The following is a 20914-nucleotide window of genomic DNA, read 5'->3' as shown; positions in this document are numbered from 1 at the left end:
TGCCCGGCCACAGGAACACACCGATGAATGATATTTCTTCACAAGCCGCCTCACTGAAATGGAACGAGCAGGGCCTGGTGCCGGCCATTGCCCAGGACTGGCAAACCGGCGAGGTATTGATGCTCGCCTGGATGAACCGCGAAGCCCTTGAACTGACGGTGCGAGAAGGCCGGGCCATCTACTGGTCCCGCTCCCGCGGCGCGCTCTGGCGCAAGGGTGAATCCTCGGGCAATGTCCAGCAGCTGAAGGAATTGCGTATCGACTGCGACGCCGACACGGTGTTGATGAAAGTCGAACAGGTGGGCGACATTGCCTGCCACACCGGGCGCCGCAGTTGCTTCTACCAACGTCTGGAAAATGGCGAATGGCAGGTCACCGACCCGGTGTTACAAGACCCCGAGGCCATCTACGGAAAATCCTGATGAGCAATTCTTCTGACCTGGACACACTGCAACAGCTGGATGCGACCCTGGCCCAACGCCGCAACGCCGATCCGGCTGAGTCCTATGTTGCGAGCCTGCATCACAAGGGCCTGAACAAGATTCTGGAAAAGATCGGCGAGGAAGCCACCGAGGTTATCCTCGCAGCCAAGGATGCCGAACGTAGCAGGCAGCGTGACGAACTGGTAGGCGAAGTGGCCGACCTCTGGTTCCACAGCCTGGTCATGCTGTCGCACCTGGACCTGTCCAGCACGGAAGTCCTGGCCTGCCTGCGCCAGCGCTTCGGGCTGTCCGGGTTGGCGGAGAAAGCGGCCCGGACGCAACAAGATTAGTATTGAAACTTCGTGTATTGAACGCGTATTGAACAAACTCTAGGAGAGACACATGGGAATTGGCGGTATCAGTATCTGGCAGCTGCTGATCATTCTGGCGATCGTGATCATGCTGTTTGGCACCAAGCGCCTGCGCAACCTCGGCAGCGACCTGGGCAGTGCGGTGAAAGGCTTCCGCAGCAGCCTGAAGGACGAGGACCAGGACAACACGGAAAAGAAAGAAGCCGAGGAACCCGACCCGGGTAGCCCGACTCCCGGGCAGGACGACAGCAAAGAGAAATAACCCGTGTTCGATATTGGTTTCCTGGAACTGGTCCTGATCGCCACCGTCGCCCTGCTGGTGATCGGCCCCGAGCGCCTGCCCGGCGCGGTGCGCACCGGCGCCGTGTACCTGCGCCGCGTCAAGCGCAGCTTCAATGAGATCCGCCAGGAAGTCGAACAGGAGCTGCACAACGATGCCGTGCTGCAGGAACTCAAACAGACCCGCGAGCAGGTTGGTGCCGAGGTGGATAAATTCAAACAGCAGGTTGACCAGGCCGGGCAGGAGGTCGAGCGCGAACTGAACGAGCCGGTTACGCCAACCTCAACCCCGTCCAGCGACAAACCCGAGACACCCCGGGAATGAGTGAACAGAATATCGACGACCAGCCCTTGCCGCTGGTAGCTCACCTTACGGAACTTCGTGACCGCCTGTTGCGCGCCTTACTGGCGGTGCTGGTGGTGTTCATTGGCCTGTTCCCCTTTGCCAACGAAATCTACACTTTCGTCTCCGAGCCCCTGCGCGCCATCCTGCCGGAAGGTGCTGGGATGATCGCCACCGAGGTGGCTTCGCCCTTCCTCACGCCTTTCAAACTCACTCTGGTCACGGCGGTGTTTGGCGCCATACCCTATGTGCTGTACCAGGCCTGGAGCTTCATCGCCCCGGGCATGTACAAGCACGAGAAGCGCCTGGCGATACCCCTGCTGGTCTCCAGCGTCGCACTGTTTTACGCTGGTGCGGCGTTCGCCTACTTCGTGGTCTTTCCCCTGGTGTTCGGGTTCTTTGCCAGTGTGGCGCCGGAAGGCATCACCATCATGACCGACATCAACAGCTACCTGAACTTCGTACTCAAGCTGTTCTTCGCCTTCGGCCTGGCGTTCGAGATTCCCATCGCCGCTGTGCTGATGATCTGGGCTGGCATCACCACCCCGGATGATCTCGTCAAAAAGCGGCCTTATATTGTGGTGGGCTGTTTCGTCTTCGGCATGCTGCTGACACCGCCAGATGTGATTTCTCAATCGCTGTTGGCAATACCGATGTGGGCCCTGTTTGAAGTGGGCGTGTTCTTCGGGCGGTTTATCCAGCGTCGCAAGGACCAGGACGAGGCCAACGCACAGGACGGCGCCTGAGGTGGCAACTGCCGGGCGTTCGCCCCTGCTGGCGCTCGGCCACTTCCTCAAGCCCTATCGCGGACGTGTCATCGCCGCCGCCTGCGCCCTGATCTTTACCGCCGGCGCCACCCTGGCCCTCGGGCGCGGTATCCAGGTACTGATCGATCGCGGCTTTGGCGCCGGTACCACCGCCGACCTGCAGGCCGCCATCGCCCTGCTGCTCAGTATCGCCGCGGCGATGGCCCTGGGGACCTTCATCCGCTTCTACCTGGTGTCCTGGCTGGGGGAACGGGTGAGTGCCGATTTGCGCAAAGCCGTGTTCGACAACCTGGTCCGGCTGCACCCGGGTTACTTCGAAACCAATCGCTCGGGCGAGATCATGTCGCGCCTGACCACCGACACCAGCCTGCTGCAGACCATCATTGGCTCCTCCCTCAGCATGGCACTGCGCAGCTGTCTTACGCTTACCGGCGCGCTGGTGATGATGTTCATCACCAACCTGAAGCTCAGCCTCATTATCGCCATCAGCGTACCCGCCGTGTTGATGCCGATCCTGCTGTTCGGGCGCCGGGTACGCGCCCTGTCGAACAAAAGCCAGGACAGCATCGCCAGTGTGGGCAGCTACGCCGGCGAAATCATCCAGCACATCAAGGTAGTGCAAAGCTACACCCAGGAGGACTTTGAATCGCGCGCCTTCGACGCCGAAGTGGAACGCGCCTTCGCTATCGCCCGACGACGGATACGCCAGCGTGCACTGCTCATCTGTGCCGCCATTGCCATGATGTTCGGCGGCCTCGCCGCCATGTTATGGACCGGCGGCCAGGATGTCATCAGCGGGCGCATGAGCGCCGGTGAACTCGGGGCCTTTGTGTTCTACGCCATCATGGTGGGCTCCGGGTTTGCCACCATCTCCGAGGTATGGGGGGAATTACAACGGGCCGCCGGCGCAGCTGAGAGGCTGCTGGAGTTGCTGGCCCAGCGCAGCGACATTCTCGAAAAGGATATCGCGAATGCCAGCCAGCCCGTGGCCAATGCCCGCATGGCGTTTGAAGCCGTGCGCTTTGCCTATCCCGCCAGACCTGACCAGGCGGCGCTGGACGATTTCAGCCTCGATATACCCGCCGGTCGCAGCCTGGCCCTGGTGGGCCCCTCGGGCGCCGGCAAATCCACCGTATTTGAATTATTGCAGCGCTTTTACGACCCCCAGGCCGGGCGCATCACCCTGGACGGCTGCGACATCCGCGATTTCAGCCTGCACGACCTGCGCTCCCACATCGCCCTGGTGCCCCAGCAACCCGCCCTGTTCACCGGCGATGTTCGCTACAACATTGCCTACGGCTGCGAGAACGCCAGTGATGAGGCCGTGTTCGCCGCGGCACGTGCCGCCCACGCCCACGACTTTATCCAGCAATTGCCCGGGGGTTACGCCAGCCACCTCGGCGAGCAGGGCGTACGGCTATCCGGCGGGCAGCGCCAGCGCATCGCCATTGCCCGGGCCATTCTCAACGACCCGGACATCCTGTTGCTGGATGAGGCGACCAGCGCCCTGGACACCGAGAGTGAATTCCACGTGCAGCAGGCACTGCAGGAACTCATGCGCGGTCGCACCACGGTAATCATTGCCCACCGGCTTTCCACGATCCTCCATGCCGACCGGATTGCGGTAATGGATCAGGGGCGGATAGTAGCGACCGGTACCCACGAGAGTCTGCTACGGGACAATCACTTGTACGCCCGGCTGGCCTCCCTGCAGTTCAGGGAGGCCGATCAGGCCGCAGGGTAGTTCGCTCTCCAAGCCCACGGATCCGGTGCGACAACAACTTACTGCTGGGCGCTATCGTCCAGCGATTGCGCCAGGGCCTGCAGGTAATCGATATAGGCCAGCTTGTATCGCGGATCGAAGTTTTTCTGGTCCGCCGCCAGCTTGACAATCACCACGCGGTTGCCGGGGTGCACGTAAATATTCTGGCCCCAGATGCCGCGGGCGAGAAAATCGCCATCCCAGTTCCGCGGTGTCCACCACTGGTACTGGTAACCGGATTCATTGGATGACTGCGGGTTTTTCCCGGGCATCAGGTGAGGCTCATCGGGGGTCACCGACGCCTTGACCCACCCCCGGGGCAGAATACGGGTGTCGTCGCGCATGCCATCCTGCAGGTACAGCAGGCCGAGCTTGGCGTAATCCCGGGCGCTGGCGGCAAGTCCGCCCATGGCCATCTCAATGCCCTGGGAATCCAGGGTCCAGAGTCCCTTGTGCTCCATACCGAGCGGCTGCCAGAGCCGGCTATGCATGTAATCTGTCAGGGACTCACCCGTCACCCGCACCAACAGGATTCCCAGCAACTGGGTGTTGATGCTGGCATAGTGATTGAATGTACCCGGTTCCTGTGCCCGTCCCAGCGTGTTGATGTACTCCAGATAGGTCATCGGCGGGACCAGGGTGGTCATCCGGTTGATGTCTGATTCCGGATCGGTGTAAGTCTCATCGAACTGTACTCCCGACGACATCTGCAGTATGTGTTTGACCGTCACCCCGTCGAAGGTCGGGCTGTCCAGTTCCGGCAGGTATTTGCGCACGGGATCATCGAGGCTGGCGATCCTGCCCTCCGACAGCGCAATGCCAAGCAGGGCGGAGGTAAACGACTTGGCCACCGAGAAGGAGGTATGCAGGCTGTCCTGCGAATCGCCGTGGCGGTACTGCTCAAAGATGATCGCGCCGTCCTTGATCACTAAAAAAGCCGAGGTATCAGACAGGTCGATAAACTCCTCCAGCGAGGTGTCCTCACCCAGGAAGTCTGCGCTGAAGCTCAAGGAGTCACGACTCTCTCCAAGATTCCAGGGAGTGGTCGAAGGGGCCACTTCCGAGGTGGGTACAAAACGCTCCATATGCCGGAAGTTCTCGAAGCGGTCGCCGGCAAACATGGCCGTCATTCCCGAGGCTTCCTCATCACTACCGGTACCCCCAATGGTGACTCCGGCAGCCTGCACCGTCGCAGCGAAGGCCACAGCAAGGACACAGGTGGAAATAGATATTGGTTTCTTATTCATGTTTTACCCTGCAGGTTAGTGTTTGCAGACGCCCATCAACCCACCCTTCGGGCGATGTAAACGCCATAGCCGTAATAAGATTTATACCGCTCGTACAGTGCGATTTCCCGCTGCTGCTCCTCCACTACGGCCAGCGCACCCCCACTGCTGCCATTTCTTTCGAGAAAATCTCCGAAGCCTGTTTGCAGTGGGTGATAGTAGTTCTCCCGCCAGCATTGTTCAGGTAGTGCAAAATAACCGAGCGGTGCGTAGCCGCTCTGCTCCAGCATCCGTATTTTTGCTGAAGCGAGGTCGATTTCCGGATAGATGGAATCCCAATAACGCTGAATCTCCGCAGGGCGTGTTCCGGTCAGCCAGGTGAGCTCGGAGACCACCAGTAGCCCTCCGGGCTTGAGGTAGTTCCTCCAGTCAGCCACACCTTTCTGAAAGCCCATGTTGTATATCGCGCCTTCGGACCAGATAACATCGAAAGCTTCAGCTACAAAGGGCAAATCCTCCATCGACGCGCAAAGCGTATCAATCCTGTCGGCCACTCCCACGCTTTGGGCCCTGGACTCCAGCACGTCGAGAAAATCCTGGAGAAAGTCGACTGCGGTAATATGGGCATTCAGCAGACTGGCAAGTGCCAGGGTCGAAGCGCCTGTACCACAGCCTATGTCCGCAATGGCCAATGGAACGCCACGGTCGATACCCGCCAGCTCGACTGCCATTACGGTCTCTGCCTCACCACCCGGCCCCTGCCGAAGCTTACCTTTGAAGAGGTCGATGAGCAGCCGAATGTCATCCATTACGCTTCCTTGCTCTTGTGTGCAAGCTTCTGGGCGTTTTGCTCCCAGTTCTGGCCGTCAAACTCAGTGACATTGACCACCAGGTTCTCGGTATCGAGGCAATGCACATTCACGTCCACACCATCGGGATTGGAGCGGGGCGTGTAAAAAGGCTTGATGCCACACTGTGTGCAGAAGGTATGTTGGGCGACACCAGTATTGAACGTATAGGTCGACAGGGAGTCTTCCCCGCTGAGCAATCTGAACTTCCCAAGGGGGACGATCAGGTGCAGATACCCGGACTTCTTGCAGATGGAACAGTTGCAATAGTCCGCTTCGATGACTTCTGGCGCATCTACCTCAAAGGTAACGGCTCCACAGTGACAACTACCCTGGTGAATCACAAATTTCTCCTTGCAAGCTATTGTAGCGGCGCCAGTGCCGCCGGTGGGGATGGCGAACGCAGATTTCGACAGGTCGACATCAGGCCTGAGCGTCAATACCTGGGAATGGGTTCCCGATTTGGCTCGACAAATTTCCGGCGTGCCTCGTCCGAAAACAGAAGTTCGGCCGAGTAATGGGATTGCATGATGCCGGAATCCAGCAGTAGCGGATTCTGGTCGATAAATTCATCCGCAGAATTGGAAGACTCCGTCTTGTTCATGAAATGATCGACGGCAAGGACCCAGGCTTCGGTGAGTGTTTCATGGTACTTCCCGGATGGGTCCACGCCCGCGTGCCGCAACAACCCCACCAGGGCAGACCGCATCAAATCCACCGCGGCACGCGCACTGTCCGCCTGCACCAGGTAGATATACGCCAGGCGCACATGGGCGCGGTGGTCAAAGTCTGCCACCGGAAATTCGCAGCGTTCTATCTGACGGCCAAATTCATTATCTTCCTGTGTTACCGAGTGCTTCATGGCGCTTTACCTGACCTCAGGTCAAAGTTGTCTGCAATTATCGAGGCAATAGCCTTCCCGTTGTGATCATCGCCAGAGAACAAGCCCTGTACGACACCCTGCTGATTTACCTCGGGTTGATTCTGGCTGAGCTTCCACTTCCCTGTGATCGTACCGACTTCAATACGAACACCGACAATGGCAGAAATCAGCTGCCGGGTGTACGTTTCTGGCGCATCACCAATCGACCAGGGATGCTCACGCCCGGATTCATGGGCGCTCGTCAACTCATCCACCAGGTTGTGTATCCAGGCAGTGTCGTGGACAAATGAAATCCTGCCTTTCACGTGGACCACAAGATAGTTCCAGGTCGGCACCACCCGGCCGTTCTCTGCCTTGGTCGGATAGTGGTTCGGGGAGATATAGCAGTTCGGGCCATTGAACACGACGAGTACTTCGGCACCCTCCCCTATCGATTTCCAGAGGGGGTTCGCCCGGGCGATATGGCCCTTGAGAAACAGCGCATCGCCACCCCCAGAAAGCAACATCGGCAAGTGCATCGCGTCCAGACCGGAGTCAGTGTGTGTCACCAGCGTAGCCAAGGGGTATTGACGAATAAGGAATGAGAGTTGCTCTGTGTCGTGCTGCTCGAACTTACTCGGAATGTACACTTCGGTTACCTGCTCTGGTTACATCAAGGCTCTCAGGAACATCCCGAATATCCGCCGGGAAGCCGGTCCGGCAAACTGGTTTCTCTCGCCCAGTTTAGTCCATGTATCAAGCGCAAGGCTCCGTTTTCTCTAACGCAAGCCACGAACTGGCACCATTTTGCTACAACAAAAACGCCGACCCAAAGGCCGGCGTTTTTGTAAGTGGGCAGCCCGCCGAAGCGGAAGACGGAGCGTTAGCCACTCAGCTCCCGAATCAGGCCGCCAATCGACTCCTTGGCATCGCCAAACAGCATCCGCGTGTTCTCCTTGTAGAACAGCGGGTTCTCGATGCCGGCAAAGCCGGAGGCCATGGAACGCTTCAGTACGAACACGGTGCGCGCCGAATCGACGTTGATCACCGGCATGCCGTAAATCGGCGAGGACTCCACCTCCCGTGCCGCCGGGTTCACCACGTCGTTGGCACCGATCACAATGGCCACGTCCACGGTTTCCATGCGCGGGTTGATGTCGTCCATCTCCAGCAACTGGTCGTAGGGGACATCGGCTTCCGCGAGCAGCACGTTCATGTGCCCGGGCATGCGGCCGGCCACCGGGTGGATCCCGAAGTTCACTTCCGCGCCCTTCTTTTCCAGCAGCTCGGTCAGCTCTTTCACCACGTGCTGGGCCTGGGCTACCGCCATCCCGTAACCGGGGATGATGGCCACGTTGGAAGAGGCTTCCAGCACGTAGTAGGCGTCCTCGACGGAGATCGGCTTGATCTCGCCCTCGATCTCGGTCTCCTCGGTGCTGACACTGCCAAAGCCGGAGAACAGCACGTTGCTCAGGGAGCGGTTCATGGCCTTGCACATGATCTGGGTGAGGATGATGCCAGAGGCTCCCACCAGGGAACCCGCCACGATCAGGATGTTGTTGTTCACCGCGAAACCCGCCGCACAGGCCGCCAGGCCGGAGTAGGAGTTCAGCAGGGAGATCACCACCGGCATGTCGGCGCCGCCGATGGGGATCACCGCCATGATGCCGAACAGCAGGGACAGGCCGATCACCAGGTAGAGCCAGGTCGGGTTTTCCGGCTGCAGGCAGAACATGACGGCGCTGGCCAGAATGCCCAGCACAACCAGACTGTTCACCACCTGCTGGCCACGGAACATCACCGCCCCGGAACCGATGGTTTCACTCAGTTTGCCCCAGGCGATCAGGGAGCCGGTAAAGGTCAGGCCGCCGATCAGGATGGACAGCACGATGGTCACCAGGGTGAAGGTGCCCGTAGCCGTGCTCAGCGCCGCGGCGCCCACCAACAGGCTGGCCATACCGCCAAAGCCGTTGAACAGCGCCACCATTTCCGGCATGGAGGTCATCTGCACCAGGCGTGCCGCCGCCGCGCCGATAGCGCCGCCGACCACAAAGCCGAGCAGAATCCACTGAAACTCCACGATGCCCTGGTCGAGCAAGGCGGCCACAATGGCCAGCAGCATACCGACCGATGACAGCATGTTGCCCTTACGGGCGGTGGCGGCGGAGCCCAGCAGTTTCAGGCCAAAAATGAACAGGGCGGCAGAGACCACATAGGCCAACTGGGTAATCAATTGCATCGTTTCCACAATCAACCCCCCTTCTTCTTGAACATGGCGAGCATGCGGTCAGTTACCAGGTAGCCACCCACCACGTTGATGGTGGCCAGGGCCACGGCGGCCGCCCCCAGCCAGTTGGCCAGGTCGTGCTGGCCGGTACCGGCCAGGGAAATCGCGCCCACCACGGTGATGCCGGAGATCGCGTTGGCACCGGACATCAGCGGGGTGTGCAGGGTTGCGGGCACCTTGTTGATCAGCTCGAAGCCCACAAAGATGGACAGCATGAGGATGAATGTCAGGAATACGGCTTCCATATCAGTTACCCCCCTCCAGAATGTTCTTGATGGTTGCGTTGGTCACCTCACCGCCGTGGGTGATGATGCAGCCGGGCAGGATGTCGTGTTCGAAGTCGACCACGAAGCGTTTGCTCTCCTTGTCCCAGACGTCTTCCACCAGGTTGAACAGGTTGCTGGAGTACATCTTGCTCGCATCGCGGCAGACGTTGTTGGGCAGGTTGGCCTGGCCGATGATCTTCACACCGTTGACTTCCACGGTTTCACCGGGGACAGAGCCCTCCACGTTACCGCCGGTCTCGGCGGCCATGTCGACGATGACGGAGCCGGGTTGCATGCCCTCCACCATGTCACGGGTGACCAGTACAGGTGGCTTGCGGCCAAAGACCTGGGCGGTGGTGATCACCACGTCGGACTGGGCGATCACATCTTTCTGGGCCTGGCGCTGCTTCTCGATCTGCTCCGGAGTCAGCTCGGTGGCATAACCGCCGGCGGTCTCGCCGGTATCGCCGAGGTCGATCTCAAGGAAGGTGGCGCCCAGGGACTGCACCTGCTCGGCCACCACGGGGCGGGTATCAAAGGCCGTCACCTTGGCGCCAAGGCGCTTGGCGGTGGCAATGGCCTGCAGGCCCGCCACGCCGGCACCGAGGATAAATACCTTGGCCGGCTTCAGGGTGCCCGCCGGGGTCATCATCATCGGCAGGATGCTGGGCAGGTGGTTCGCCGCCAGCAGTACCGTGACATAGCCCGCCAGGTTGGCCTGGGAGCTCAGGGCGTCCATTTTCTGGCTGCGGGTGGTCCGCGGAATCATTTCCATGCTGATCGCCGTCACCCCCTGCTGCTGCAGGGCCCGCACCAGCTCGTGCTCGTTGAAGGGGTCGAGATAGCTGATGTGGACACAGCCGGAGGGAATCATGGGGACCTCCTCCAGCGTCGGTTTGCGCAGGCGCAGTAATACTTCCGCCTCGGCAAACAGTTTGTTGCGGTCCGGCTGGATGCTGGCGCCGGCGTCAAGATAGTGCTCGTCGGAGAAGCCGGAGCCTGTGCCCATGCCGGGTTCGATAACGACCTCGGCGCCGAGCAGGCAGAGCTTTTTCACCGTTTCCGGGATGACCGGTACACGGTTCTCCCCGGGGTGGGTCTCCTTGGGTATTGCGATGCGCATAGATATTTACCCCATACCTGTGTGTCTAAGCTTGTACGTTGTTGGTTTCTGCAGTAACTTCTTCGAGCTACTTGTCTATACCGCCCGGCGGCTAACGCTAAATACAGCCCCCTGAAAAAAGCGGCGAACGACTGTAGCACAGCCCGGCACGACGCCGTAACTATGCCCGCCATTCATCCTCTGAATCCATAACGCGACTCGCGGGCGGCCGCGCACCTTATACCAGGCACGCTCAAGCCACTACTCTACTGGCCCCGCAGCGCCAAACAATGGCAGCAAATTCCAAATATATAGACTCGTAGGATCAAGACTCCCCTCCCTCATGCATTTGGGGGAGGCAGGGGATACTCTTTTAATCAACGGCGGAGTAGTGAAGGGCGGCTGCCCGGGCTGACTCAGCCCGGACGCAGGTGCAGGAAGGGGTTCATCCAGCGATGAGCCCAGCTGGTGAAGCGCAGCGGTGCGTCGAGAACACCGAGGCAGATGCAATCCTCAGACTGCAGGGCGGTGGGAGCGTGGGACTCCTCCCCCGCCTGGCGGAACAGGAAGTCGCCGGCGTGGTAATCGCCATCGGCATCGGAAAACCCGCCCTGCAACACCAGTGTGATCTCGTCACCACGATGTGCATGGAGGGGAATACGGCCACCAGCGCGAATGTGATACAGGGCGAATTCGTGGCTGGGATCGCCGGTACGCAGATAGGAGATAGACAGGGTTCGGGTCACCTTCTTCCACACCAGGTCGGCGAAATCGCCCCGCATAAGGCGCTGCAGTATGGGCGGCGGGGCCTTGGGAGCCGGGCGCACGTTCTCGAAATGCAGCGGAGGCTCCTCGTCGAGACGAGCCAGCACCGTATCCAGCAGGCGCTCGTTCACGGGTTCCGCTACTCCCTGTTCAAACAGGGCTGCTCCCACTTCCTGCAGCCCGTCCACCAGGCGCTGGCAGTCCCGACAGTAGTTGAGATGAGCTGCCACACAGGCCGCCTGGGCCAGGGGCAGTGAACCCGCCGCGTGGGCGGTGAGAAAGTCCAGGTTGGGGTGATGTTTGGCCATAATGCTAACTTGCCATCTGTAACTGTAGTTTCTGAAGGGCCAGCCGAACCCGTGATTTCACGGTCCCCAGAGGGAGGTCAAGTTCCGCCGCCGCCTCTGCATGGGATTTACCTTCCATGTAGACCTTGGCCAGGATCTGCGCCTGGTCCACCGGCAATGTTGCCAGCAGTTCCCGCACTCGCTGCCCGTTGCGCCGTTGCTGCACCTGCTCAAAAGGCTCCTCGCTACCCGAATCCGGGGCCACATCCTCCGCGGCCAGCGGGGTATCAAACTTTTGCAGGCGCCGGAACAGGTCGGTACGACTATTGCGCGCGATGGTATAAATCCAGGTGCTGGCTGCGGCGCGAGCCGGGTCGTATGCCGCAGACTTCTGCCACACCTTGATCATGACCTCCTGCACCAGTTCGTCGGCCAAATTCGCCGACAACCTCGAACCCGCCAGGGCAAACCCCCTGATCAGGGGCGCAAAATGCCGAAACAGCCGGGTAAAGGCCGCCCTGTCTCCGCTATTGGCAATGGCGACGAGGCATTCACTCCACTCGTCATCACGCCCTTCTGCGCCCGGTTTATCCTGTCCGTGTTTGCCCTCTGGTGACACCGGGCTCTCCCGTTAACTGGCCTGTGATCGAGTATACGCATGACATTGGAGAAGCGGATCACCCGATTTACTGCTACATATTATTGATCCGTCGCTGCAACACCGGCGTAACTTGGCCATAGCAGCGGCGCGTTGGCGCAGCCCCGTCGAACAGGGAGGACAACAAGCATGGACATAGCGGTTATCGGCGGTGGCATCTCCGGCCTTGCCTGTGCCCACTACCTGAGCCCGAGACATCGCGTCAGCGTATTCGAAAGCGCGCCGCGGGTCGGCGGCCACACCGCCACGGTTGACGTGCAACTGGGTACCCGCCGTTACGCCATTGACACCGGATTCATCGTTTTCAATGACTGGACCTACCCCAACTTTATCGCCCTGCTGGACGAACTGGGGGTCAGCAGCCGTCCCACTACCATGGGATTCAGTGTGCGCGACGCGGCCTCGGGGCTGGAATATTCCGGCACCAACCTCGACACCCTGTTCGCCCAGCGTCGCAACCTGTTCAAGCCACGCTTCCTGGGCATGGTGCGAGATATCCTGCGCTTCAACCGGGAATCGGTTGCAGACCTGGAAGCAGGCGCCGTCGAATCCGGAGAGACCCTCGGCCAGTACCTGAAGCGCGGGGGCTACGGCGAGGCGTTCCAGCGCGACTACCTCGTGGCCATGGCCTCGGCAATCTGGAGCGCCAACAGTGAGACAGTGGCGGCTTTTCCGCTGGAATTCTTTCTCCGCTTTTTCCGCAATCACGGGCTCCTGAGTGTTAAAGACCGCCCCCAGTGGCGGGTGGTGGAAGGCGGCTCCCGGGAGTACCTGCGGCCCCTGTGCCAGCGCTTCGAGTCCCGCATCCATACCAGCTGCGGCATCGCCAGTGTGCGTCGTCCCGCGGGCGGCGGGGTACAACTCGTGCTTGCCGACGGACGCACCGAGACCTTTGACCAGGTCGTGATAGCCACCCACTCCGACCAGGCTCTCGCCCTGCTGGAAGACCCGACCAGCGCCGAGCGGGAAGTCCTCGGCGCCCTGCCCTACCAGGCCAATGACGTGGTGCTGCACACCGACACCCGCCTGCTGCCCCGGCAGCGCAAGGTCTGGAGCAGCTGGAACTACCACCTGGACGCCAGCCGCGACCGGGCAGTGGTTACCTACAACATGAATATCCTGCAGGGCATCCAGGCACCGGAGACTTTTTGCGTCACTCTCAACCACACCGAGGCCATCAACCCGCACAAAATCCTGGGAAGATTCCGCTACGACCACCCCGTGTTCTCGCTCCAGGGCATAGCAGCCCAGCAGCGCTGGGGAGACATCAACGGCGTGCGCGACACCTGGTACTGCGGTGCCTACTGGCACAACGGCTTCCACGAAGACGGGGTCAGCAGCGCCCTGCGGGTCGCCAACACACTCCAGAGCCACAGGCAGGCGGCGGCGTGAGTGAATTGAGATCCCGCCTGTACGAGGGCTGGCTGCAACACCGCCGCCACCTGCCCCGGGGTCACCAGTTTCGCTATCGCGTGTTCATGCCCTACCTGTGCCTGGAGGAGCTTCCACGGCTCTTCAATTGCAGCCCCCTGTGGTCGAACGAAGGTCGGACACCGGCCAGTTTCCGGCGCTCGGACTTTTTTGGCGACCCGGAAATTCCCCTGGACGACGCCATCCGCCAGCGGGTGCTGGAGGCAACCGGCCAGTGCCCCTCCGGCCCGATCTACCTGCTGGCCAACCTCCGGTATTTCGGCTTTAACATGAATCCGATCGCCTGTTACTACTGTTTCAATCAGGACGAAACCCGGCTGGAACATATCCTGGCGGAAGTCACCAACACGCCGTGGAACGAGCGCCACAGTTACGTCATTCCCGGGCCAGAACAGGCACGAGGCTGGTTGCGCTCCGATTTCGACAAGGCCTTCCATGTGTCACCGTTTCAGCCGATGAACATGCGCTATCACTGGCGCAGCAACGTCCCCGGGGACCAGTTGCGCCTGCACCTGGCGAACAGCACCGCGGGTGAACGCGTCTTCGACGCCTGTCTCTCCCTCGAGGCGCGCCCCTGGAACCGCCGGAGCCTGCACAGTGCTCTACTGCGCTACCCGATGATGACTGCCACAGTCGGCCTGGGCATCTACTGGCAGGCCCTGAAACTGTTCGCCAAGCGCATTCCATTCTATTCACACCCAGACCTTCACTCAGCAAAAGAATCCTGTGACCGGAGCAGCCAATGAATAGCCAGTCTTCACTCAGCCCCACTGCCACCGCCTCCAACGCGACGGAGATAGCCCCCCGCGAGAGCCTGTCGCGCAAGCTACTGCTAAAAGTACTGATGCGGCTGGGCGCTGGCGAACTGCTGATCCGCGATGGAAGAGAGACATTCCAATTGGGAGGTAATGGTGAAGGTCCACAGGCGGAAATTCACGTCCATCACCCCAGGGCCTGGCAACGCGTGCTGAGCGGCGGGGTGATCGCCGCCGGGGAGAGTTACATGGACGGCGACTGGTCTACTCCCGACCTCGGCAGTGTTACCCGGCTGTTCTGCGCCAATGTTCCAACCATGGACAAGATGGAGACAACCCAGACCCTGCCCCTGCGCTGGGGGCTGAAATTCGCCCACCTGCTCAATCGCAACTCCCGCGCCCAGGCGCGTAAAAATATCAGCGCTCACTACGACCTGGGCAATGACTTCTTCGCCCTCTTTCTCGACCCATCAATGATGTACTCGTCGGCACTGTTCAGTGATGGCGCGACGACACTGGAGAGCGCTGCCGAAGCCAAGCTGGACGAACTCTGTCGCCAACTCGAGCTCACACCAGAGGACCACCTGCTGGAGATCGGTACCGGCTGGGGCGGCATGGCGCTGCATGCAGCACGCAACTATGGCTGCCGGGTGACCACAACCACCATTTCCCGCGAGCAGTACCAGTATGCCAGGGAACAGGTACAGCAGGCGGGGCTGGAGGACCGGGTGACCGTGCTCTGCGAGGACTACCGGCAGCTGACCGGCCAGTACGACAAACTGGTTTCCATCGAGATGCTCGAAGCCGTGGGCCACCAGTACTACAGCGAGTATTTCCGACGCTGCAGTGCGCTGCTCAAGGACACCGGCAAGCTGGTCATTCAGGTCATTACAATTCCCCAGCAACGCTACAAGCAGGCCCGCGATTCGGTGGACTTCATCAAGCGCTATATCTTTCCGGGAGGTTGCCTGCCTTCACTGGCCGTTATAACAGACCAGCTGGCCCGTCACACTGATATGGAGCTGGTACACCTGAGGGATATCACGGCCGACTACGCCACCACCCTGAAGTGCTGGCGCGACCGCTTCATGGATCAGCTCGACGCTGTGCGGGCACAGGGCTTCGACGAGCGCTTCATCCGCATGTGGGAGTACTACCTCTGCTACTGCGAAGGAGGGTTCCGCGAGCGCATTATTGGCACGGTGCAATTCGCCGCCGCCAAACCGGGATACCGTTTCAGTCAGCCTGACTGACCGCATCTTGAGCATCTGGCGCACCGGGCGCACTGGGAACAGGTGCGCTGTAATCCCACCAGGGAGGCAGTAACTCCCGGTAACCGGGCTGGGCAAAGCGCGTATCCACCAGCAGTGCACGGCCCTGGTCATCACTGGTGCGCACCACGCGGCCGATCGCCTGGGCTACCCGCTGCATACCGGGGTACAGGAAAGCGTAGGCAAAACCATCGCCATATCGCTGCTGGAACAGAAGCTGTCTGGCACGGCTGTCATGGTCCAGGCCAGGCATACCCACACCGACGATCACCACGCTACTGAGCAGGTCACCCGGCAGGTCCACGCCCTCTCCAAGGCTTCCTCCCAGAACGGCGAACAGCGCGAGGTCACGACGCCGGGACAGCAGTTCCAGTAGTGCCTCACGCTCCGCATCGCTCTCCCCGGCCTGCTGGGCCTGCACGGTGCGCCCCGGTACATCTCCCAGCGATACCAGGCAGTCCTGCAGGTAGCGATAGCTGGGAAAGAACAGCAGGCAGTTGCCGGGTACCGCCTCCAGCCACTGCCGCAGCCGCGCTGCAAGCATCGGCAGCGACGCACTGCGCTGCTGGTAGCGGGTGTCGATATCGCTCGCCACACTTACCTGCAATTGCCGGCGGGAGAACGGGGAGCTGGCGCGGAAACAGACCGTGTCCTCCGGCAGGCCGAGGGACTCCCGCGCCCAGGGAAAAGGGCTGAGGGTGGCCGAGAAGGCAATGGCTGCGTGAACCCGGCTGGCCCGCTCCGCCAGCAGTCGCCCGGCATCCAGGCAATTGAGTCGCACCCTGATTACCTTGTCCTCAAGGCTGAATTCGCAGCGATATTCCGGCCCCCAGTTCTCGAGGCAGCGCTGGAACTGCAGGGCCTCAAAGTACACATCCATCAGGGCCGTGTGGCGCACCAGTGCCAGGGGCTGTTTTGCCATTACCTCTCCAACGACGGACACCAGGTTGTAAAGGCCCAGTTGCAGCTTGTCGGGCAGGTCATCCCGGAGGCTGTACTCGCCCTCCCAGCCAGCCTTCTGCACGTCGAGCAGGGCCCGGTTGAAACGCTCAACGGCCCGGCGCACCGGGCCGGCCGGCAACTCACGCCGGGCGGCCAGTACCCGTCGCCGATGCAAGCGGGCGCTGTACATGCGCCGGGCGCGCTCGGGAAGGTTGTGGGCCTCGTCCAGCAGCACGGTGCTGCGGCGGCCCCCATCACCGGCCGCGGGCGCCAGTGCGGGGCTGAAACTGTAGAGGTAGTGGACATCGGCAATCACCACATCCACCCAGGGCAGCAGGTCCCAGGCCAGTTCATAGGGGCACACGTTGTGTTCCACGGCCAGCGCCTGCAGCGCGTCCTGGCTCAGGTTTGGCACCGCTAGCGCCGCCTGCATGGCGGCAGGCAGGCGATCGTAATAGCCTCGCGCGTAGGGGCAGTCGTCCCCGTGACAGGCTTTCCCCGGCGACAGGCAGACGCGGTCTTTGGCTGACAGACTGAGGGAAGTACCTCGGTAACCATTTTGCCCGAACAGCTCGAGTGTCTGCTCGGCCGACCGCCGACCGGAGCGCTTGGCGGTACAGAAGATCACCCGTTCATGCTTGCCGCGGCCCATTGCCAGCAGCGCTGGGTACAGTACCGCGGCGGTTTTGCCGATACCCGTGGGCGCCTCGAGCAGCAGGCGCCCGCCGCGGTCGATGCACTTGTACACCCGCTCCGCCAGATCCCTTTGACCGGAACGAAATTCCCCATGTGGAAAGGGCAGGGAGGCGAGGCTGGCATCCCGCGCTACGCGCAGCGCCAGCACCTGCGCCAGCCAACCCGAGAAGCGGGTGAGAGCATCCTCCAGGAAGGCCTCCAGCTCGTCGCGGGTGTAGTGCTGGCTGAGGGGATATTCGCGGTCCTCGTCGATGTGCAACCAGGTCAGGCGCACCTCGAGTTCTGCCAGGTCCCGCTCCTGCGCGATCAACGCGGCGTAGAGACGCGCCTGGGCGAGATGTGCCCGGGTCAACGCCTCGGGCAGGGTCGCCGGGTCCACACGACAGGTTTTAATCTCCTCGACCAGGGCCGCGTCGGGGTCGAAACCATCAGCGCGCCCGCGCAGGACGATGGGCATTCCGGCCGGGTTGCAGCGGAGCTCGACCCCATACTCCGGCAGGTAACTCCCGGGTCGTTTACGGTAGATGCGCTGGTGCCCTTCGATGCCCTCGCGCGCATCGGGCGCCGGGCGCAGGCGGTGATCGATATCGCCACTGCGAAAGCAGAAGGCCGCGAGTTCGCGTACTGAAACCGTAAATTCAGTCATCCAGCCACTGCACCCAAGCGACTGTGGCCGGAATATTTTCCTCGCCGAAGACCCGCAGCCAGCGCTTCTGACTCTCCTGCAATGCGTCCCCCGGGCCTTTGACCTCAATCATGCAGTAATCCCCCGGCGCACTCCCCAGGGCCAGCAGGTCGGGAAACCCGCGCCGATATTCCGCCGGGTCGAACAACATGCGCCGCCACATCGCCAGCAAGTGCGCTGCCGGCATACAGGCAAGCGCCTGCTCCAGCAGTGGCAGGGACAGGAAGCGCCAGTTGATCCAGCGACACTGCAGGCCCTCGTGCCGGCGCCAGGCTGCGACCAGTTCCTCGTCCAGATTGGCACACTCCAGCGCCCGCAGCCGCCGATCCAGCAAGGCCCGGCGTCGTGGATAGAAATCGCCCTCGTACATGTCCGCCGGTGCCGCCTGAAAAGGGTTGTGAAAGGCACCGCGCACCGGGCTGAAAATTTCGTCCCAGAAGGCCAGGCCAAAGAGGCCGTTGACCAGCGTATTTTCCACGTAGTGCACTGTCTCCCATTCGCTCGACAGGGCCAGGGCCGTGGCGACCTCGACGCGCTCGTCGCCGCGGGGCAGGACCAGGTCGACTCGGGCAAAGTTGTCCCGTCGCCGCGTCACCGGGGACAGCCCGAGCTTGCGCTGGGCACGGGGCAGAATGCGCGCCGCTGCTTCCCTCTCCTCCTCGCCCCAGGGAGCCGCCAGGATTTGCTCGCAGCGGTCCACCACTGCCTGCCAGTCTCCCCCGGCCTCGAGCACCCGCGCCTCCCGTTCCCGGGCCGGTTGCAGGCGCGAGCGCCGATAGAGCGCCAGGGCCAGCTCCAACTCGCCGAGTCGCTCAAGCTGGCGCGCGACCCGGTTGAAGAGGCGCCACCAGCGGCGTTCACTGGCAGCGTGGTCAACCCTCACCCCGGTGAGCAGCCGGGCCAGTTCCAGCAAGCCGTCGTTATCTTCCAGCTCACGTAATTCAGCGTAGAGATCCGCCAGCGCTCCGCAAGCCAGGTAGTCGTCCACCGCTTCGCGGTCCGGGAACAGGCGGTGCGCCCGGTCCAGTCGATAGGGGTAATAACGCGCGACACCGAGGTCGCTGAGAATGAATTCTGTCAGGCTCTGGCGACGGTTGCCAAAGAACAGCAGCTGCAACAGGCCCATCCATTCGAGCCGCGTTGGCGCCACCAGGACATCGCTACCGGCGCAGGCGGCGAGCAGCGCTTCCTCTCCCGCCCCTTCAGCCCACAGGGCCAGCGACGCGATATCCGCCGCCTTGTCGCGGCCCGCCGGCAGCAGTTCGGGAAACCGCTGCCGCAGCTCTACGCGGGTAAACAGCCGGCCGGCTTCGGTGGCCTCAAGGCGGTCGGCCCGAATCAGGAATCCCGCGACCTCCAGGACCAGCACCGGCTCTTCGAGGGGGCCTATCTCCGGGTAGTCGAGCCGCTCCAGCCGAAACCAGGGGCCGACCCGGGAGGCCAACCTGAGGTAGAGGCATCGGGCGCCCTCTGGCAGGTCGCGAAACTGCTGCAGCCAACCCCGCTCTTCATCGTGCAGCAGGTCGGCGTACTGCGCCTCCACGGTGTCGCACAGACGCTGGAAGTTCTCGAGATAGTAACGCGGTGGTAATTCAACCGCAGTGGCGGCCGCGGCCTTCATCAGCCACCCTGGGGGCCCAGGTCGAGGCGAATCAGGCGGGCACCACCCGCCAGGGCATAGACCTTGCCGTCGGGCCCGATCTGCACGTCGCGAATACGCATGCCCAGGTTGGCGAGCAGTCGCGTTTCACTCCCGACCTTGTCACCTTCCAGTTCCAGGCGGCTGATCCGGGTGAGCTTCAAACCGGACACCAGCAGTGAGGGTTGCCAGCCGGGATAGAGGTTTCCGGTGTAGAACGCGATATTGCCCGTGCCAATGGACGGCACCCAGTACACCAGTGGTTGCTGCGTACCCTCGAGGTGGGTGCCCTCGCCAATCGTGCCGCCGCCATACTCTTCACCATAGGTCACCAGGGGCCAACCGTAGTTGGCGCCGGGGCGCAGGACGTTGAGCTCATCGCCGCCCTGGGGACCGTGCTCGGTCACCCAGATACTGCCGTTGGTCGGGTGCTGCGCCATTCCCTGGGGGTTGCGGTGACCATAGGTCCAGATCTCCGGCCGGGCGCCCTGGGTTCCGACAAAGGGATTGTCCGGCGGTATGCTGCCATCCTCGAGCAGGCGCATGACCTTGCCGTTGTGGGTGGCGAGGCTCTGGGCCTGCTCCCGGTTGCCGCGATCACCGATGGTGATGTAGAGGTAGCCGTCGGCCAGCAGCAGCCGGGAACCGAAGTGACGGCGCTCACGGTAGAAAGGCTTGGCAGTGAATATCTCCTCAACGCCCTGCAGCGCGCCGCCCTCCAGCCTGGCACGGCTGACCCGGGTACTGTACTTACCGCTCCCGTCGGTTACGGTGTAGCTGAGATAGACCCAGCCGTTGTCGGCAAACTGCGGGTGTACCAGCACATCCAGCAAACCGCCCTGTCCCGCCCGCTCGGAGCTGGGTACACCGGTCACCGGGGTCACCGTGTAGTTTTTGCCATCCACCAGTTTCAGTGCGCCACCCTGCTCGGTGACAAGCAGGCTGCCATCCGGCAGGAAGTCCATCCCCCAGGGTTCGTCAAGACCGTCGACCAGTGTAACCATCCGCATACCGGTGGGAGCGCCCGGGCCGGTCGCGTCGGCAAGGCCTTCCGTGGCCGGTGCAACCGGAGGGACTTCCTCCGTCGTGCCAGTCACGCCACAGGCAGGTAACAGGCTGAGGCTCAACAAACCGAGCATGGCAGCCAGCCGGGGCGGGCGCAGGATCGGGCGCAAGGTCGAGCGCAGGATCGAGCAGGGAGTGGCGTGAGGAAACAGCATGCAGGTCTTCCCGGGAGTAAATGCGGAAAG

The 20914-nt window shown here is 61.8% G+C and carries 22 protein-coding genes; 9 read left to right on the top strand and 13 right to left on the bottom strand.

Annotated elements, in window-relative coordinates; all coding sequences use genetic code 11:
* Positions 1-23: 23 nt before the first annotated feature.
* The 6 genes from hisI to FV139_RS09740 are packed head-to-tail and all read left to right on the top strand — an operon-like array spanning position 24 to position 3926.
* Positions 24-422 carry a phosphoribosyl-AMP cyclohydrolase gene (hisI, locus tag FV139_RS09765; RefSeq protein WP_148068248.1) on the top strand — a complete coding sequence of 133 codons (399 nt, stop codon included), beginning with the start codon at positions 24-26 and terminating at the stop codon, positions 420-422.
* The gene (locus FV139_RS09760; RefSeq protein ID WP_148068247.1) at positions 422-772 is read left to right on the top strand and encodes a phosphoribosyl-ATP diphosphatase; all 351 of its coding nucleotides are present in this window, start codon (positions 422-424) and stop codon (positions 770-772) included. Before hisI ends, FV139_RS09760 begins: the two co-directional genes overlap by 1 nt.
* A 52-nt stretch (positions 773-824) precedes the next feature.
* Entirely contained in the window at positions 825-1055 is a 231-nt protein-coding gene (gene tatA, locus FV139_RS09755; protein WP_148068246.1) for a Sec-independent protein translocase subunit TatA, read from the top strand.
* 3 nt (positions 1056-1058) lie between these two features.
* Entirely contained in the window at positions 1059-1397 is a 339-nt protein-coding gene (gene tatB, locus FV139_RS09750) for a Sec-independent protein translocase protein TatB (protein ID WP_148068245.1), read from the top strand.
* Positions 1394-2161: a twin-arginine translocase subunit TatC gene (tatC, locus tag FV139_RS09745; protein ID WP_148068244.1), complete on the top strand. Its 768-nt coding sequence runs from the start codon at positions 1394-1396 to the stop codon at positions 2159-2161. The genes tatB and tatC overlap by 4 nt, the downstream gene beginning before the upstream one ends.
* 1 nt (position 2162) lies before the next feature.
* Complete coding sequence (locus tag FV139_RS09740; RefSeq protein ID WP_148068243.1) at positions 2163-3926, top strand: ABC transporter transmembrane domain-containing protein; 1764 nt, start codon at positions 2163-2165, stop codon at positions 3924-3926.
* 38 nt (positions 3927-3964) lie between these two features.
* Here FV139_RS09740 and FV139_RS09735 read toward each other — a convergent pair whose 3' ends face one another.
* From FV139_RS09735 to FV139_RS09690, 10 genes are all read right to left on the bottom strand, one after another.
* Positions 3965-5191, bottom strand: coding sequence for a serine hydrolase domain-containing protein (locus FV139_RS09735; protein WP_148068242.1), 1227 nt, complete (start codon positions 5189-5191; stop codon positions 3965-3967).
* A gap of 35 nt (positions 5192-5226) precedes the next feature.
* Positions 5227-5979 (bottom strand): class I SAM-dependent methyltransferase, encoded by a 753-nt coding sequence (locus tag FV139_RS09730; protein ID WP_148068241.1) that lies wholly within the window; start codon positions 5977-5979, stop codon positions 5227-5229.
* On the bottom strand, positions 5979-6362 hold the full coding sequence (locus FV139_RS09725; RefSeq protein WP_148068240.1) for a GFA family protein: 384 nt from the start codon (positions 6360-6362) through the stop codon (positions 5979-5981). Before FV139_RS09725 ends, FV139_RS09730 begins: the two co-directional genes overlap by 1 nt.
* A gap of 92 nt (positions 6363-6454) precedes the next feature.
* Positions 6455-6880 (bottom strand): hypothetical protein, encoded by a 426-nt coding sequence (locus FV139_RS09720; protein WP_148068239.1) that lies wholly within the window; start codon positions 6878-6880, stop codon positions 6455-6457.
* Positions 6877-7530: an FMN-binding negative transcriptional regulator gene (locus FV139_RS09715; protein WP_148068238.1), complete on the bottom strand. Its 654-nt coding sequence runs from the start codon at positions 7528-7530 to the stop codon at positions 6877-6879. The genes FV139_RS09720 and FV139_RS09715 overlap by 4 nt, the downstream gene beginning before the upstream one ends.
* Positions 7531-7763: 233 nt before the next feature.
* A complete protein-coding gene (locus tag FV139_RS09710; protein ID WP_148068644.1) occupies positions 7764-9119 on the bottom strand; it encodes an NAD(P)(+) transhydrogenase (Re/Si-specific) subunit beta in 1356 nt (451 codons plus the stop codon).
* Positions 9120-9130: 11 nt separating this feature from the next.
* On the bottom strand, positions 9131-9412 hold the full coding sequence (locus tag FV139_RS09705) for an NAD(P) transhydrogenase subunit alpha (RefSeq protein WP_148068237.1): 282 nt from the start codon (positions 9410-9412) through the stop codon (positions 9131-9133).
* A gap of 1 nt (position 9413) precedes the next feature.
* Entirely contained in the window at positions 9414-10556 is a 1143-nt protein-coding gene (locus tag FV139_RS09700) for a Re/Si-specific NAD(P)(+) transhydrogenase subunit alpha (protein WP_148068236.1), read from the bottom strand.
* A gap of 395 nt (positions 10557-10951) precedes the next feature.
* Positions 10952-11608: a ChrR family anti-sigma-E factor gene (locus tag FV139_RS09695; RefSeq protein ID WP_148068235.1), complete on the bottom strand. Its 657-nt coding sequence runs from the start codon at positions 11606-11608 to the stop codon at positions 10952-10954.
* A 4-nt stretch (positions 11609-11612) separates the two neighbouring features.
* Positions 11613-12206, bottom strand: coding sequence for an RNA polymerase sigma factor (locus FV139_RS09690; RefSeq protein WP_148068234.1), 594 nt, complete (start codon positions 12204-12206; stop codon positions 11613-11615).
* A gap of 168 nt (positions 12207-12374) precedes the next feature.
* Between FV139_RS09690 and FV139_RS09685 the strand changes: the two genes are divergently transcribed.
* From FV139_RS09685 to FV139_RS09675, 3 genes are read left to right on the top strand one after another with little or no spacing between them, the layout of a single operon-like run.
* Positions 12375-13637, top strand: a complete 1263-nt coding sequence (locus tag FV139_RS09685; protein WP_148068233.1) for an NAD(P)/FAD-dependent oxidoreductase — start codon at positions 12375-12377, stop codon at positions 13635-13637.
* Complete coding sequence (locus FV139_RS09680) at positions 13634-14422, top strand: DUF1365 domain-containing protein (RefSeq protein WP_235898608.1); 789 nt, start codon at positions 13634-13636, stop codon at positions 14420-14422. Before FV139_RS09685 ends, FV139_RS09680 begins: the two co-directional genes overlap by 4 nt.
* Positions 14419-15684, top strand: coding sequence for an SAM-dependent methyltransferase (locus FV139_RS09675; protein ID WP_148068232.1), 1266 nt, complete (start codon positions 14419-14421; stop codon positions 15682-15684). The genes FV139_RS09680 and FV139_RS09675 overlap by 4 nt, the downstream gene beginning before the upstream one ends.
* Here the strand turns inward: FV139_RS09675 and FV139_RS09670 are convergent.
* From FV139_RS09670 to FV139_RS09660, 3 genes are read right to left on the bottom strand one after another with little or no spacing between them, the layout of a single operon-like run.
* Complete coding sequence (locus FV139_RS09670; RefSeq protein ID WP_148068231.1) at positions 15668-17986, bottom strand: ATP-dependent DNA helicase; 2319 nt, start codon at positions 17984-17986, stop codon at positions 15668-15670. The genes FV139_RS09675 and FV139_RS09670 overlap by 17 nt on opposite strands.
* Complete coding sequence (locus FV139_RS09665) at positions 17979-19646, bottom strand: VRR-NUC domain-containing protein (RefSeq protein ID WP_148068230.1); 1668 nt, start codon at positions 19644-19646, stop codon at positions 17979-17981. Before FV139_RS09665 ends, FV139_RS09670 begins: the two co-directional genes overlap by 8 nt.
* Positions 19646-20884, bottom strand: coding sequence for a PQQ-dependent sugar dehydrogenase (locus FV139_RS09660; RefSeq protein WP_187276470.1), 1239 nt, complete (start codon positions 20882-20884; stop codon positions 19646-19648). The genes FV139_RS09665 and FV139_RS09660 overlap by 1 nt, the downstream gene beginning before the upstream one ends.
* Positions 20885-20914: the final 30 nt, after the last annotated feature.

This window comes from Parahaliea maris, assembly GCF_008064665.1.
In the GTDB taxonomy this organism is placed as follows: Bacteria; Pseudomonadota; Gammaproteobacteria; order Pseudomonadales; family Halieaceae; genus Parahaliea; species Parahaliea maris.
This window is presented reverse-complemented; position numbering and strand designations above follow the sequence as displayed.

Coding starts and splice junctions, on each gene's coding strand:
- hisI (WP_148068248.1), top strand. CDS start 24: ATGAATGATATTTCTTCACAAGCCGCCTCACTGAAATGGAACGAGCAG.
- FV139_RS09760 (WP_148068247.1), top strand. CDS start 422: ATGAGCAATTCTTCTGACCTGGACACACTGCAACAGCTGGATGCGACC.
- tatA (WP_148068246.1), top strand. CDS start 825: ATGGGAATTGGCGGTATCAGTATCTGGCAGCTGCTGATCATTCTGGCG.
- tatC (WP_148068244.1), top strand. CDS start 1,394: ATGAGTGAACAGAATATCGACGACCAGCCCTTGCCGCTGGTAGCTCAC.
- FV139_RS09735 (WP_148068242.1), bottom strand. CDS start 5,191: ATGAATAAGAAACCAATATCTATTTCCACCTGTGTCCTTGCTGTGGCC.
- FV139_RS09730 (WP_148068241.1), bottom strand. CDS start 5,979: ATGGATGACATTCGGCTGCTCATCGACCTCTTCAAAGGTAAGCTTCGG.
- FV139_RS09720 (WP_148068239.1), bottom strand. CDS start 6,880: ATGAAGCACTCGGTAACACAGGAAGATAATGAATTTGGCCGTCAGATA.
- FV139_RS09710 (WP_148068644.1), bottom strand. CDS start 9,119: ATGCAATTGATTACCCAGTTGGCCTATGTGGTCTCTGCCGCCCTGTTC.
- FV139_RS09705 (WP_148068237.1), bottom strand. CDS start 9,412: ATGGAAGCCGTATTCCTGACATTCATCCTCATGCTGTCCATCTTTGTG.
- FV139_RS09700 (WP_148068236.1), bottom strand. CDS start 10,556: ATGCGCATCGCAATACCCAAGGAGACCCACCCCGGGGAGAACCGTGTA.
- FV139_RS09695 (WP_148068235.1), bottom strand. CDS start 11,608: ATGGCCAAACATCACCCCAACCTGGACTTTCTCACCGCCCACGCGGCG.
- FV139_RS09685 (WP_148068233.1), top strand. CDS start 12,375: ATGGACATAGCGGTTATCGGCGGTGGCATCTCCGGCCTTGCCTGTGCC.
- FV139_RS09675 (WP_148068232.1), top strand. CDS start 14,419: ATGAATAGCCAGTCTTCACTCAGCCCCACTGCCACCGCCTCCAACGCG.
- FV139_RS09670 (WP_148068231.1), bottom strand. CDS start 17,986: ATGACTGAATTTACGGTTTCAGTACGCGAACTCGCGGCCTTCTGCTTT.
- FV139_RS09665 (WP_148068230.1), bottom strand. CDS start 19,646: ATGAAGGCCGCGGCCGCCACTGCGGTTGAATTACCACCGCGTTACTAT.
- FV139_RS09660 (WP_187276470.1), bottom strand. CDS start 20,884: ATGCTGTTTCCTCACGCCACTCCCTGCTCGATCCTGCGCTCGACCTTG.